The sequence below is a fragment of the Hahella chejuensis KCTC 2396 genome, assembly GCF_000012985.1.
Classification (GTDB): Bacteria; Pseudomonadota; Gammaproteobacteria; order Pseudomonadales; family Oleiphilaceae; genus Hahella; species Hahella chejuensis.
Window position 1 is genome coordinate 4,030,344 of the sequence record NC_007645.1, and the last position, 13,364, is coordinate 4,043,707.

Annotated in this window: 13 protein-coding genes; 6 read left to right on the plus strand and 7 right to left on the minus strand. The window is 52.8% G+C overall.

What is annotated here, in order from left to right:
• Window positions 1–9 precede the first annotated feature (9 nt).
• The 6 genes from HCH_RS17400 to HCH_RS17425 are packed head-to-tail and all read right to left on the minus strand — an operon-like array spanning window position 10 to window position 6,572.
• Complete coding sequence (locus HCH_RS17400) at window positions 10–207, minus strand: hypothetical protein (RefSeq protein WP_011397682.1); 198 nt, start codon at window positions 205–207, stop codon at window positions 10–12.
• A complete protein-coding gene (locus tag HCH_RS17405; protein ID WP_011397683.1) occupies window positions 204–2,321 on the minus strand; it encodes a hypothetical protein in 2,118 nt (705 codons plus the stop codon). The genes HCH_RS17400 and HCH_RS17405 overlap by 4 nt, the downstream gene beginning before the upstream one ends.
• 3 nt (window positions 2,322–2,324) lie before the next feature.
• Window positions 2,325–3,443 (minus strand): hypothetical protein, encoded by a 1,119-nt coding sequence (locus HCH_RS17410; RefSeq protein WP_011397684.1) that lies wholly within the window; start codon window positions 3,441–3,443, stop codon window positions 2,325–2,327.
• A gap of 26 nt (window positions 3,444–3,469) precedes the next feature.
• On the minus strand, window positions 3,470–4,672 hold the full coding sequence (locus HCH_RS17415; protein ID WP_011397685.1) for a hypothetical protein: 1,203 nt from the start codon (window positions 4,670–4,672) through the stop codon (window positions 3,470–3,472).
• 21 nt (window positions 4,673–4,693) lie between these two features.
• The gene (locus HCH_RS17420) at window positions 4,694–5,278 is read right to left on the minus strand and encodes a hypothetical protein (RefSeq protein ID WP_011397686.1); all 585 of its coding nucleotides are present in this window, start codon (window positions 5,276–5,278) and stop codon (window positions 4,694–4,696) included.
• On the minus strand, window positions 5,265–6,572 hold the full coding sequence (locus HCH_RS17425) for a S8 family peptidase (RefSeq protein ID WP_202945260.1): 1,308 nt from the start codon (window positions 6,570–6,572) through the stop codon (window positions 5,265–5,267). Before HCH_RS17425 ends, HCH_RS17420 begins: the two co-directional genes overlap by 14 nt.
• A gap of 603 nt (window positions 6,573–7,175) precedes the next feature.
• Between HCH_RS17425 and HCH_RS17430 the strand changes: the two genes are divergently transcribed.
• The 5 genes from HCH_RS17430 to HCH_RS17450 all read left to right on the plus strand — a co-directional run bounded on the left by HCH_RS17430 (window position 7,176) and on the right by HCH_RS17450 (window position 10,810).
• Window positions 7,176–7,505 carry a zinc ribbon domain-containing protein gene (locus HCH_RS17430; RefSeq protein WP_011397689.1) on the plus strand — a complete coding sequence of 110 codons (330 nt, stop codon included), beginning with the start codon at window positions 7,176–7,178 and terminating at the stop codon, window positions 7,503–7,505.
• A gap of 24 nt (window positions 7,506–7,529) precedes the next feature.
• Complete coding sequence (locus HCH_RS33880) at window positions 7,530–7,934, plus strand: hypothetical protein (protein ID WP_148212602.1); 405 nt, start codon at window positions 7,530–7,532, stop codon at window positions 7,932–7,934.
• A 139-nt stretch (window positions 7,935–8,073) separates the two neighbouring features.
• Window positions 8,074–8,811 carry a hypothetical protein gene (locus tag HCH_RS17440; protein ID WP_041598754.1) on the plus strand — a complete coding sequence of 246 codons (738 nt, stop codon included), beginning with the start codon at window positions 8,074–8,076 and terminating at the stop codon, window positions 8,809–8,811.
• A gap of 560 nt (window positions 8,812–9,371) precedes the next feature.
• A complete protein-coding gene (locus tag HCH_RS17445) occupies window positions 9,372–10,259 on the plus strand; it encodes an ankyrin repeat-containing protein (protein ID WP_011397691.1) in 888 nt (295 codons plus the stop codon).
• A 146-nt stretch (window positions 10,260–10,405) separates the two neighbouring features.
• Window positions 10,406–10,810 carry a hypothetical protein gene (locus tag HCH_RS17450; RefSeq protein ID WP_041598755.1) on the plus strand — a complete coding sequence of 135 codons (405 nt, stop codon included), beginning with the start codon at window positions 10,406–10,408 and terminating at the stop codon, window positions 10,808–10,810.
• Here HCH_RS17450 and HCH_RS17455 read toward each other — a convergent pair.
• Window positions 10,795–11,727 (minus strand): LysR family transcriptional regulator, encoded by a 933-nt coding sequence (locus HCH_RS17455; RefSeq protein ID WP_011397692.1) that lies wholly within the window; start codon window positions 11,725–11,727, stop codon window positions 10,795–10,797. The two genes, HCH_RS17450 and HCH_RS17455, sit on opposite strands and share 16 nt — an antisense overlap.
• 101 nt (window positions 11,728–11,828) lie before the next feature.
• On the opposite strand from HCH_RS17455, the gene HCH_RS17460 reads away from it, so the two are divergent.
• Window positions 11,829–12,668, plus strand: a complete 840-nt coding sequence (locus HCH_RS17460; protein ID WP_011397693.1) for a dienelactone hydrolase family protein — start codon at window positions 11,829–11,831, stop codon at window positions 12,666–12,668.
• The last annotated feature ends 696 nt before the right edge of the window (window positions 12,669–13,364 follow it).

The following is a 13,364-nucleotide window of genomic DNA, read 5'->3' on the forward strand; positions in this document are numbered from 1 at the left end:
CGGCCCGCCTTATTGCAGATAATTCCGCATGGGACGCCGACGCCGGGGTGGCGCATCGCGCTCCACCTGTACGGGAAACAGCGTCACTTTGTCATTGAACTCCACTTCCAGCCCCTGGAATTGATCCGCGATATCGCGCTCGGAAAAAGATCGGGCACGTAGCCGCGAGCGCAGTCGGGCGCGCGGCTGAGAATGTCTGTTTTTCATGATTGTTTCACTCCCACAAAGTGCACCATGGCGGGCATGGGGAAACGAATACGCTCTTCCGACAGGCCGCCGATCACGCCGTTTTCATCCACATTTCCCGCCCGCACCATCACCAGGGTCTGCATCTTGAAGACAGGAAACGCCCACAATGCGGCGGACTCGCCGGGACGTCCGCGGATTTGCCCCTGATGCTGCGCCGCCTGATTAAAACGCTCGACAAAGTCTGCGCCGTTAAGCGCTTCCAGCGCCGCGTCGCTCAGCGCATCCTGATCCGGCGCCAGTCGCGTCATCAGGTGGTTCAGCGCATACAGGCTGTATTCATAGCCGCTGCGCAAACGGATATTGGCCCGCGGCCCTTCCTGTTCGGTGCGCACATCCGAGTCCAGTCTGGCGTTGCGATTGCGTTCTGGATTGAGAGTCAGGTAATAACGGCTCTGGATATCCACTCGCCGCGTCTCGCTGTCGAATGGCGCCTCCCACAGACGATGCCAGTAATCCCGATAGGTTTCCCGGTCGCTCAGGGGGATGAGTTCACCGGTTTCCTCCACCCGGTCAAAACGATAGTCCCCCATCACACTGACGCTATGCTGCACGGAGGTTCCCCGGCTCTGCCCCCTGCTATTGCGCCAGATCAGGGTGAGCACGACGATATAGTCTTTCTGCGGCGACAATCGCGCCGACACCGCCGCCTCCACGCGTGGGATAATCTCCAAGGGGCCGGCGCTGACGTCGCCCACCGGTTCGGCGTCCTCATGCACAATGCGTAAGTCGTCCGCCTGTTTGATCTGTAGCATCAGCTCGGCGTCGCGAATTGGTTGCGGCGTCTCCACCGATAAAGGAAATTGCAACGGTGCGCCCTGCTGATACAGGGACACTTCACGCCCGAACACCACTTGCGTCGGCGCATGATCCAGCATCAGGCGCACGCTGCGGACACGCTTGTAGTCGCGTCCGCGTCGGGCGGTCATGCCCAGACTTAATCCCGCCAGCAACTGATGCAGCGCCGGATCGTCCACGCCAGGATTCAAGGCGCGCAGGTGCTCATGCAACTGCTGATCCGCCTGCAATCCCAAGCGGGCGAAGTCGGTGATGCCGTTGATAATCTGTCCGGTCATGCGCTGTGGCGCGTCGATGATGCTCTGCACTGTCTGCGGACTCAGCACCTGCTGCAGTAAAGGCATCAACGCAGGCAGCGCCGCCAATAACGCCGGGGCGACTTGGGCCTGACTGTATTGTGAGCGCGCCAGACTGAGCCTGCGACGACCGGGTCGTTTCAACGACAGCGCACTGGCGCGGGCGGTCGTTCCGCCTTGCGCTGCGGAGCCGGCCTGAATCAATTGCATGATCTGACGCATATTGTCCGGGGTGAGGATCTGTTGCGATGCGGGACCTGCCGCCCGCAGGGCCTGTTCCGCCAGATTAGCGATTTGCGCCACGGCGGTCTGGGTCCCGGCGTCCGCACGCGGCGCGCCGCCGCCGGATACGCTGCGCACCACCTGCCCCGCCACTTGTCCTACGGCAGGCGCTACGCCGGCCAATAGAGAACCGATCGCCGGGGCCAGCATGGGCAGCAGGCTGGGCAGCGCGCCCACTATCGCATCAATAAACATGGGCCGGCTCAAACGCCTTTCCCGTAGATGAAAAGGCGCGTTATCCACTTGCCGCGCCATGGCTGTCTGTCTTTGATATGCAGGGGATACGGCTGTCATGATGCTGTCCTTTTTGCTTGCCTGTGTCGCCCCTAACGCCAGTCCCGCCGGTGGCGGCGGCTCGCCGCCCAGATCGCTGAGCAGGGAGACCGGCAGGGTCTCCACCGCAGAGATGGCGGGACCGGCGCCGTTGTCATCCCGATAGCTGGTGATTTGCAGCGCGCGCTTCTCCCGCGACAGCATGGCGCGGGGGATGACGAACTCGCCGCGCCCCCTCGCCTCCGGCCGCAACGGACCGATCAGGCTGGAGCGCCCGGCCGCGCCGGTCAGTCGCGGCAGTCCGTTGGCGGTCTCGCTCTCGCCCTCCCCCAGGCTCCAGCGCAGATAACGGTTATGACCAATGTCGAACCGCACTGCGACGCCTTCGGGTCCAGGCACAACCGCCAGGATCAGCGCCAGCGCCACGGTTTATCTTCCCGCTACCGGCGCTGGCGGAGCGGCTGCCGGCGCCGCGCCCGGTTGCGCACCCGGTTGCTGCGAGGGACCAAGGCGCGCGCCGCCGTCGTTGCCGCCCTGATACAGCGCGGCGAAGTTATCCAGCTTGAAGTAGTCGGATTTGAAGGTGATATCCACCGAGCCCGCGACCTTCGCCGCCAGCTCCGTATTCGCCACGCTCTTGGCGCTGGACACAGAGATTTTGGTTTTGCGCGTGCTGGAGGTATGACCGCCTTTGGGGCCGCCGAAGATGGCGCCGATCAGGCCGCCGCTGGCGCTGACGCTGTTGCTGGAGGACTTCAGTTCCTGCAACGCCGCCTTGTCCGCCTTTTGCACCTGTTCAGTCGCCTTGATGTCGAACAACACGGAGGCTTTCACGTTTCCTCGCTCCACCACCAGACGGGTGATGCCCATCAGGATGGTTTCACGCAGCATGGCGCGCTGCTCTTTCGCCATTTGAATCTTGGCGTCCATAATGCGGGCTTTGACCTGATTGTCCCCCAGATCCACCGGATCGCCGTTTCTGTCGGTCAGCACCACTTTGCGCGAGCCGTCGGCGTTTTCCTCATCACTGAAGTCCAGGCCGAATTCATCGCTGTTGTTTTCCGCCAGATAACCGAACGAAGCGGTGTCGTCGATGGCGTTGATGAATTTGGAGACGGACTGGGTCGCCGCCTTCAACAGCTTCTGATAGGACTCCATCTGCGCCAGGGTGACTTCCAGGTTGGCGTCGAACACGCCTTTAAGCAGGTCTTTGACGAAGCCGGGAAAATCCACCTCGTCAATAAAGCCGCCCGCCAGTTCGCCGGCCTGATCGATGCGTTCGTTTTTATGGCGATCGTCGTCGATCATGTCGCTGGCTTTTTTCGGTCCCGCCATGGCCTGGCTTGGCAGACTCTGCTGGCGGCCATAGGGCGCGGGATGATGCGCGCCGCCATTGGCGTTCAGCGCCAGTTGCTGGTAGTTCTGCCGGTAAACGTCCAGGTACAAGGCCTTTTGGTCTTCAATCCCCAACTGGTGAAATGTGGCCGACTGGGCCAAAGTCCTGCGCGTATATTCTCTTGCAATGTCTTTGATAGCCTGTTCACTCATGCGACTGGGCTCCCTGTTGGCCTGGGTTAGAAATCGTCGTCCTCGTCGGCGAATTCGAAGTCATCCTCTTCCGCAAACTCATCCATTTCCTGGTCGGATGCGGAGGTGAAGTTGAGGATGTAGGACTCGGCCGCCTGCAGGAAGGCGATGAAATCCTCCTGCCGCACCGCCGCTTCATTGAAGTTAGCGATCCACTGGAAGATGCGGTTGCCGTCCACCGCCAGAGAGCGATGCGCAGCGATATTGGGGGAAGCGCCAAATTCTTCCTTGGACAGCCGTTCGATCACCGTCCACAGGCTCTTACGGCGATTGCCGCCGAAGTAGGACATGATTTCGTCATCCTTCAGGATTTCGAAGCACTCCTGCAGTTGCGCATAGAATTCTCGCGCCTGCACATGGGCCATGCCGGTGCAGTATTCCGTCAGGTTGTATTGCAGCTCGCGAGTAGCCTGATAAATACGTGAGCGGGACACGGGAGAAAACTCCCCGGCGCCGTCGTCGACTTTTTCGGTCTTGTCTATGTATTCCGCCACTTCCGCCATCAGGTTGCGCCACAACAAGGGGAAAGGCTCGTTGACCACCATGCGCGACAGCACTTCGGTGGAGCCTTTGCTCAACACCCGGCGATACACCATGCCGCGTTCGTCGAGCGAGGCGCGCTCTTCCCGCAGCTTCCAGTAACGGTATAGGCGGGCGGCCGCCGGACCTTCCACCACATCGATGGAGCCTGCGGCCCAGTTCAGCACCAGCGCATCCACCAGACGGAACACGCCCAGGCGTTCGCCGAATTCGAAGATGTAATCCAGCGCGCCCGCCGCGAGAATATTCTCTTTGACGACGCCCTGCTCTTCCACATCCTCGAAGTGGTCGACGCTGAAGTCCCATTGTCCGAAACCGCGCCCGCCGCCTTTGCGCCGCGCCGCGTCCAGTGGGTCTTCCTCTCCGCCGGCGGTGCTCAGGGCATAGTCATAGGCGAGCGCGAAATGTTCGTCGTAGCCGCCCTTCTTAAGCTTGTCGATGTCGTCGATCTGTACGCCGCGATCCAGCAGGTAATCGATCATCGCCGCTTTGACTTCCGGCGTGAACCGGGACTTTTCGATCTCGTTGCTCTCGATATAGATTTCGAGCAACGCTGGCAGCTGCCCCTGCTCGTTCACCGAATTAATCAGTTTTAATACCGCGGCCTCCAGGGCGCCGGGGTTAAGCGAGATTTTTGTATTGCTAGGCATGGTTGACGTCCCGTTCGCTGATTACAGGCCGGCGCGAACCTGATGCGCAATCAGGTCGCACAATACATTGTCTTCGGCAAAATTGATGCGGTGCTTGGCCCCCACCAGTTTCACCACCTCCTGGGCGAATCGGTCGAGAGGACCGTCTTCGCGCTCCAGCTCGAACAACACCGAATCGGTGAATCCCATTTCGTCCTTCACTTCCTCATCCGCGCCGCTGCAACTCAGCAACTTGTTCAACAACGCCGGATACACCGCCGCCAACACCACGCGTTTGCTTTCGCTGATGCGCAGGCTGTTGATGCGTTTGATCACCCGGTCCAGCTCCGTCGCCCAGCCCTTGCGGGTGATGAGCTTACGCAGCGTGTTCTCATTGGTGGAATAAGCTTCTTTCACCTTGCTAAGCGCCGCTTCCGCCAGTGGGTCGATCTTGCTGGCGCGGACGTTCACCTTGAGCAGATTGCTCTCCGCGTCCGGCCGTTGCTTCTCCAGCAATTTGCTCCACTCGTTCTTCAAGTCGCCGAAGTCGAGAGCGGACGACGCCGTGACGGTGGTTCCCGCCGCAGTGCGGGCGGAGGACTCTTTCTTCTCTTCAGTGGTAGCCATATCGTTCTCTCCTTTGGCCAAGCTTGAACTCGAGATAACGCATCGCATCCGCCAGATTCAGTCTCCCGTATCCGGCTTTGCGGTGTTTGAAGCGATTGTCGATTTTGTCGCTGGTGTGCTTGAGGATATGTTTGATCTGCCCGTCGGACAGGGTGCGTCCGGCTTTGCGGGCATAGGATTTCAGCAACGCCACAGCGCCGGTTATGAAGGGCGCGGCGTGGGAGGTGCCGGTTGAAAACGCGTATTCGTTGTCCAGATAGGCGCTGTAGACGTCAACGCCGGGAGCGATAAAGGAGACCTGGTCTCCGTAGGTGGAAAAGTCCGCAACTTGCCCTTGCGCGTCCATTGCGCCGACAGCGATGACTGTTTCAAACGCGCCGGGGTAATACATTTCCTGTAGCCCGTCGTTGCCGGACGCCGCCACGATGGTGACTCCTTTCCGATAAGCGTAGTCGATAACTTCCTGGTGAGGTAGGCCGCCCCCCTCATGTCTTACGCCTAATGACATGTTGATCACATGCGCCCCTTGATCCACCGCATATTTAACGCCCGCGTTAATATTTTCGATGAGCCCGGCGCCGACTCGACGCCCTTGTTTTTCCATGGCGGCCAGCACTCGCACGGGGATGAGTTTGCAACGGGGGGCGACGCCTCCCGGCATGCCCTGCCCTTTACCGACGATAATGCCGGCTACATGGGTGCCATGGCCGACTTCGTCATCGGCGATGGCGTCCGCGTCGATATAGTCGCCGATGAATTCACTGGCGCCGTCGAGAATGTTGACGAAGTCATAGCCGCCGCGGATAGCATGGCGTAACTCGGGATGATCCAGCTCGACGCCGGTATCCAATACCGCCACCACAATGTCGCTGTCGCCCTGGCTGAACGCCTGCGCCTCCTCCAGAAATATCGCTTCCCGCGAGCCGCGGTCAGTACGCGCGCTCATGGCTGCGCTGCGGGGATTCAGCTCCATTTGCCCGATATCGCCGGGAGCGGCGTCCTCCACCTCCGGCAGCAGGCGAATTGCAGAAATCAGATCAGGCGGAATATCGCCATCGCGGGTCAAAATCAGCCGATAGACGCGGTTCAAGCCGCTGGCGACCTCCTCTTCAGACCAGTTCGTCCCGGCGGGCTGATATTCCCGCGTGGCGAAAAAGGACAGTCGATGTTGATGAAAGATACGATCAACGTCCGGCAGAAAACGCTCACGCTCCAGTCGCCGGTCGCCCAGCAACTGCTGCCAATGAGGCAGATCCTCCAGCGCCGCCACTGGCCGCCGCAATTTGATACGCACGTGGTTCTTCATTGTTATAGATTCGATCCGCTGAATTCTTGCGCATACGATCGCTGATTTTAGGTGAGCTATGCGTGAGCAAGCTTCATTCCACTTTTCCAGGCAATCAGCCACGTCCGAACGCGCCGGGCGACACCCGCGTTTTACGTTAAACCCAAGCAAAGATTTGGGGCGAAAAGCGGGTCTATTCAGACCCGCAAGAACCAGTCAGCTAGCAATAAATAGCCCCACCTTTCTTCGAGCTCACCGAGCCAGAATCAGCAATGCAGCAACAATGCAGTAACGCTGACCCGCGGTGGGTTATTTTTCACCCAGACTGGGGCGCCAGTGCGCCAGAATTTATGTCATTAGTTAGTGTATGAACGCCTGCAGTGAGTGGGATTAGAAACTCAAAATGGGTAAAATAGCGCCCAACCAGCGAACCGGCTCCACGCCGGGCACACAATCGCCCAACAACAGGACTATTCGGAAACTCCCATGGACGAACCTCCCATCGACAAAAACAGCCCTTTAATCAACACCTTTCCTGACGCCGCGAACCTGTTCGCCGCCTCAACCAAATAAGTTAGCAAAATAGTAGTGATAAGCAGTTGGAACTCCCCCATGAACCTCTATGACCTTTTTCAAAACTTCAAAATCTCCCGAGCCCATGGCGAAGCGCGCAATGCCAAAACCAGGGCGGAAGGCATCGCCGTAGACGTGCGCCTGTTAGAGAAAAAAGTGGAAAAACTATCCCACCTTTGCCAGGCCATGTGGGAAATCATGGAGGAAGATGGCTGCTCCAGCGCCAGACTAAAAGCCAAACTGGCGGAAGTTGAAAAGAAATCCCAAACCACATCCGGCAAAGCGACCGTGGTTTGCGACGAGTGTGGACAAAAAGTCAGCGCCCGGGCGATAAGTTGTTTTAACTGTGGGGCGAAGCTGAATGGCTAATGACGCAACCACTGGGCTTTTACTATGAATTACGCACTCCATCGCCTCACACCAGAAGACTGCATCAGAATTCAACGTGATCTCAACGAAGATTTGCCAGAACGCCTCTCTCATTTGGCCACTTCAGCAGGTCCAACACCAGGAATAAGCTTTGAATATGCAACGCCCTATGGAGACGTCTGTCATCTCAACCACTGGGTAACAGATACATCGAGAAATCACTATGCCGTAGAGATTGTTTATGTGTTGGGCGTAGGCAGAGTTCTCTTATATCTAAATGGTGAAAAACACCTCCTCGAAACAGAATATCAGACTCACACCCTTAAGCCGCTGGCAATCGAAGACAACGAGAGGAAAAATTGGGTTAAGACTGAAGCAATTGAAGCCTTAAGTGTGCTTAATCGTGGGAAGTATTATTTCGATGAGTGACAAAATTAAACCAGTACATAAATCGGCGCCAACGAGAGTCAACTCTATATGGAAATCGAGCCGTAAGCTTCGATGGTTCACTTATCTTTTACTGCTTTACTTTATTCTCATATATACATATTTTTTAAAGATAACGACCATGTTTCTAACGAATATTGGCACGTATTTGAGTACTGGGGATGAAGAAGGATTTATCCGCGAAGTAGGCTACACGGGAATTACCATAGAAAAGCTTACTCACTCTCTCCCTTCTGACGAAGAGATGGTTGATAACTTCCATAAATACAGGAATGACTTCCTTAGACTGGTGGAGCTTCAGTACCATTATAGTTACATACTTGCGTTAACCGCAGAAGGCAACCAGGGAAAGATAACTTTAAATAGCGAAGAAAAAGAACTAATAAAATCAGCAGCACAGGTGTCGTTCACTTGGGAGAACACCGATGAGGGCAAAGACATTATCGCCAGAACAGGGGTTGTTGGAATTGATAGTGGCGCCAGTTGGTTAAATAGTCCATATTCAAAAGATTATAATCAAAGAAGCGCAGCAGCAACGCTATCAGAGAGATCCAAGTTTAGAGAGCTAGATATATACACAAAGGATTCAAAGGCTTACTCCGCAAAACTTGGTCTACTTAGAAAAGAATACCTTTACATCCCCCAATCTCAAAAGTTTCAGAGCGGATGGCTTTTATCCACTACTGATCATAAAGGCGAAAATAGTAAAAGATTCCAGGTAGCGTCATCTCTAGACTGGTACTGGATATATCCATTTGGCTGGACATTAGACTGGCCTTTTGATAACACCTATAAAGAGCCATGTCTGATAAAGCCAATAGAAGAGCCCTATTGGTATATAAAACTATGCAGAAGTTAGAGACCCTTTTCAACAACATTAGCCCCAGGTAAAAAGCCTGCTCCTACATCCATATACTAGCTGCATCTAACGCCCTAGCGATAAGCAAAGAGAATCCAAGTGTTTCACTCATACATTTCATCGTGCCTTAAAGATCGAAAATATTTCTTTATTTTGATCACGATATCTTTAACTACAACCATATTATCTACGTTAATATTTTACAGTAGAATTAATAGCTATATTGATCCTCATTGGGGGCGGATTCTAGAAAGAGGAGCCGTACCCTTCAGTTATCTGGCGTTTCACGTTCTGACCTACATCCCTGCCCTTCTCTGCGGCTTTCTTGGCAGAAATATAGTTGCAAAATTTTCTATCATTGGTGTGGGAGCTGCTTGCATACTGACATCATCAGTTCTTGAAATGTCACTACTCTATACGGACCTAAGAGATGATTCAGATGAAGTCTACTTTGCTTCATACTTGGTAAGAGTATGTGTAGGCGTTATAGGTTTAGCCACGGCTTTATTGTACGGTTTTTTCGTATTATTTAGGAACCTTTATAGCCAAAAGGGAAAATTGTGAAAAATACAGTCGTCAAAGTATTCACGGCAACAATAATTTCAGCACTCAGCATTAGCGCGTGTCTGGCAGAAATAGAAAAAGTGAACATATCAAAAATAACCAGAGACAATGTGAACAGCTTTGATAGTGATGGGTGGGCGCCACTTCATAGGTTGATGGACTCATGCAAGTATCTAGTGCATATCAATAGAGATGAAAAAGAAGAGTGCGAAGATAACACAAATAAATTATTGGAGTTAGGAGCCAATCCTAACATGCCGAGCAAAAATAAATATAAAATATCACCACTAGCCATTGCCATGGTCAGAAGTGATCATCTTGTAAACTTAACAAAAGCAATGCTGAATCGCGACGTCGACATACATTCAAAACAATACAGGAATTCAACTCTCTTAGGATTAATTGTGAGATATGGCGAGTACGAAATATTTAAGACTTTACTAAAAAAAGGTTTAGATGTTAACAGCATCGCTTGGAAGAGTGGCGAGACTGAAAAGTCAATTATTGAGTATGGAATAATGAACCGTGTTGCAAGTGTTAAAGTTAAAGCAGATAGAGGCATCTTTTTAATAATAAAAGAAGCGCTAGCCAATGGGGCAAAAATGAGCTATGAAGGCAAGATAAACCGAACATTATCTCATGCCATATTAAGCAATGACAGCGAAATAGTAGATCTGCTTTTATCTCACAATATAGACATGACCGAATACGATTACTTACATTACTCGGTAAGAGTCAATTCGGACATCAAAATAGTCAATATTTTACTTTCGAAAAGTATCGAACTTGGTTTGTTTTCAGATAAAAAGAGACAGCTTTATCTGAGCACCGCCATAGAAGTGCGCAACACCAGTCTAGCCAAGCTATTTTCTGGAGAGCACTAGAGAACCTCTGCATACCCCATTGTTAACTGGGTTTCTATGCTCGGCTCACACCAGTTCGCTTGTCCTTTTGGCTAGAGAGCAATTTTTAAAGCATACAATCAAAGAATATTATACAAGCATTCATAAAACGTAATTTTGGTAAATACATGAGCTACATTTTAGAAGACCTAACTCCTGAAAGTTGCATAAGAGTTCAAGATGACCTGCGCGATAATTGGCCCGAGCATTTACTAGATACCGCTCACAAAAGAGGAGCTAAACCAGGAATTAGTTTTGAGTACGCGACGCCCTATGGCGATATATGCCACTTAAATTCCTGGGTAGTAGATCGAGACAGAAATTATTACGCAATAGAGATTGTTTATGTACTCGGTGTAAATCGGGTTCTCTTATATTTAGATGGAGAAAAATACCTTCTCGAAACCGAATATCAGACTCGCACCCTTAAACCGCTGGCAATCGAAGACAACGAGAAAAAGAATTGGGTTAAGTCTGAAGCAATTGAAGCCTTAGACGTGCTTAATCGTGGAATGTATTATTTCGATGAGTGACAATCATAAACCAACACACATGGATGCAGGGGTACTGAATGCATATGCTCAAAGATCGTCGCCAATAAAGCTCGGGAAGAAGGAGATAACACTCTGTCCCTGCGCTGCATGAGGAAAACTTTCCTGTTTATCTCTGGCTTAAGTTGGGAGAACTTCATGGATACAGCGTCATAGTGCGACGCCCCTAAAGCAGACAGCACAGCAACACCGACTCCAGACCGGGCCAATGCCAGCTGTTGAGCCAGGCTCGAAACCTCAATTCCGATACTCATCCATGCCACCACATCCGAGCCGTTGACGCTAAGCAAATGATGAATACTGGTATCGTTACTTTCCTTAAGCAAAGGCAGGCTCGCCAGATCACTTACATCCACGTCAGTCCCAAGCTTGTACTGGGAGGGATCGGCAAGCAACCCCAGAGGAGCGCTTAACAACGGGGTGCACAACAATGCTCCCGTGTTTCCGACAGGGGAGCCGATACCGAAGTCCACTTCACTATTATCAACCCGTCGGGTAATCCCCTTACTGTTGTCATTGATGATCCTGACACGCACCCTTGGAAAGCTTTGGGCGAACACCTTAAGCACGGCTGGAAGCACTGTGCAGCCAAATGCCTCCCCCACCGCCAGACTAATCGACCCCTGCTGCCCTGTCGCTTCCCCTCGCACCATATCTATCGCAACAGTCATATCGTTGAGAAGCCGCTGGGCGACCGGCAGAAACCTTTCACCTTCCATGGTCAGATTAATTCTGCGGGTTGTGCGCTGGAACAGGGTGACGCCGAGCTGGCTTTCAAGCTCCTTCAGAGCCCGAGTCAACGCTGGCTGGCTGATGTGCAGGATTTCACTTGCCCGAGAGACATTACAATAAGCGGCAGTGGTAACGAACATCTGGAGATGACGTTGAGATAGATTCATAACTCTTAATTATTAATCAGCTCAATTAATGCATTAGACATCACTCAAGCTGATTTTTAAAGTGGTGACGTCACTATTGAAGCTTGTATCGGAGCCGCACTATGAAACTGTCCAGTTTTCTTTTTGCCATGCTATATGCCTACGCCGTCCTTTCCCTGCAGGCGGAAGCCAAAACACCACAGGGAGAAGTAAAGGGGCACGCAAGCGCTCACGACGCTGTTTCATCCCGTAAGGCGATAAGCAACGCTCAGATAGCGCTGCCTGGCAGCGTCACTGGCGGCGATATCTATCTGGGATTATTAAAAAATGCACCAACGCTATTGGACAAAAAGGTTCCCGTGGTGGTGTTCCTGCATGGTTCCTCAGGTTTGGGTTTGCAAGCTATTGGTCAATGGCAACAGTGGCTGGCTGGCCTGGGAATCGCCAGTCTCGCCCCCGACTCTTTCGCCCTGCCAGATAGACTGGCTTATAAGTCGCCGGTCGGTAAGGATATCTACGAGAAAATCCATGCCCTGCGCAGCTCTGAAATCAATCTGGCCATTCAGGCGTTGAAGACGATTCCCTGGGCAGACAGTCAACGTCTGGCGCTGGCGGGCGCCAGTGAAGGATCGGTTGCGGTAGCCCGTTATAGCGGCGAGGCATTCGCGGGACGAATTATCTTTTCGTGGAGTTGCGAGAATAACTACTTTGTGGCTTCTCCTGATACTGCTGTGCTCGACGGGCGTCCCATCATTAACGTCATCAGCGCCAGCGACCCTTACTTCTCTTCCGCCAATGAATGGCTCGGAAATGCGTCCGCCAAGGGAAATTGTATAGAGGCTTTCAAAGGGCACGCTAACGCCAGCGTCGTATTAATACCCGATGCGCCCCACACCCTGCTTAACCTGCCTATGGCCAGGCAAGCGGTAGCCGCTTTTCTGGCGAATCTTTTCAGGCTCTAAGGCTCGTCACGATAGGCACGGCTCACGCCAGGTCGATGAGCCGATGTCGGGGATTCCGCTTCGTACTTGTCGGAATATTCTAAGGTTCGGAGTTTTCTGGTTGGTCATAGTTCACCTCTGTTGAGTGATTTACTCGCTTAACAGGGTTTCTATCATTGGTGGGTAGGAGCAAGTCAAGTCATGAACATTCGCTCCGTCTCTTCATGCTTATGGGCAGTCCATGGTCGATTTCCATATCAATGAGCATGCCAAAGCGTCGCTCATTGCCTTCTTAAGTTTTGCAAATCTCCAGATCGCGTTGGTCCTTCTCATGTGGCTCTGAGCGGATTTAATTGAAACGTTTACCCCCCTCCGCAGCATCATCCCCAGCGCACACATGTGGACGGCCAGGAGTCTGCCCAGCTCCTAGCCGCGCTAGTAAAAAGTTACGCCTCTATTCATCATTTTGGTTAACCTAGCTGTCTAAAATAGGTAAAATATCCCATCTTTTCATGCCTGCTATAAGGGAATATCAAACCGATCATGATGACAACTTCTCTCCACCGCCGCAGAGATCTCGCTCCTCCCTTTCTGTCTTGGCAACGCCTCCGACAATCTGGTCTGAAGCAGCCCGCAGCGCATAAGATTATGAAATTTCTATCGCTTAGTTTGTCAAAACTGAAACCAATTTGTTCAAATAGCAGCCTAAGTTTAGAT

Coding starts and splice junctions, on each gene's coding strand:
- HCH_RS17415 (WP_011397685.1), bottom strand. CDS start 4,672: ATGCCTAGCAATACAAAAATCTCGCTTAACCCCGGCGCCCTGGAGGCC.
- HCH_RS17410 (WP_011397684.1), bottom strand. CDS start 3,443: ATGAGTGAACAGGCTATCAAAGACATTGCAAGAGAATATACGCGCAGG.
- HCH_RS17460 (WP_011397693.1), top strand. CDS start 11,829: ATGAAACTGTCCAGTTTTCTTTTTGCCATGCTATATGCCTACGCCGTC.
- HCH_RS17400 (WP_011397682.1), bottom strand. CDS start 207: ATGAAAAACAGACATTCTCAGCCGCGCGCCCGACTGCGCTCGCGGCTA.
- HCH_RS17430 (WP_011397689.1), top strand. CDS start 7,176: ATGAACCTCTATGACCTTTTTCAAAACTTCAAAATCTCCCGAGCCCAT.
- HCH_RS17455 (WP_011397692.1), bottom strand. CDS start 11,727: ATGAATCTATCTCAACGTCATCTCCAGATGTTCGTTACCACTGCCGCT.
- HCH_RS17420 (WP_011397686.1), bottom strand. CDS start 5,278: ATGGCTACCACTGAAGAGAAGAAAGAGTCCTCCGCCCGCACTGCGGCG.
- HCH_RS17440 (WP_041598754.1), top strand. CDS start 8,074: ATGTTTCTAACGAATATTGGCACGTATTTGAGTACTGGGGATGAAGAA.
- HCH_RS17450 (WP_041598755.1), top strand. CDS start 10,406: ATGAGCTACATTTTAGAAGACCTAACTCCTGAAAGTTGCATAAGAGTT.
- HCH_RS33880 (WP_148212602.1), top strand. CDS start 7,530: ATGAATTACGCACTCCATCGCCTCACACCAGAAGACTGCATCAGAATT.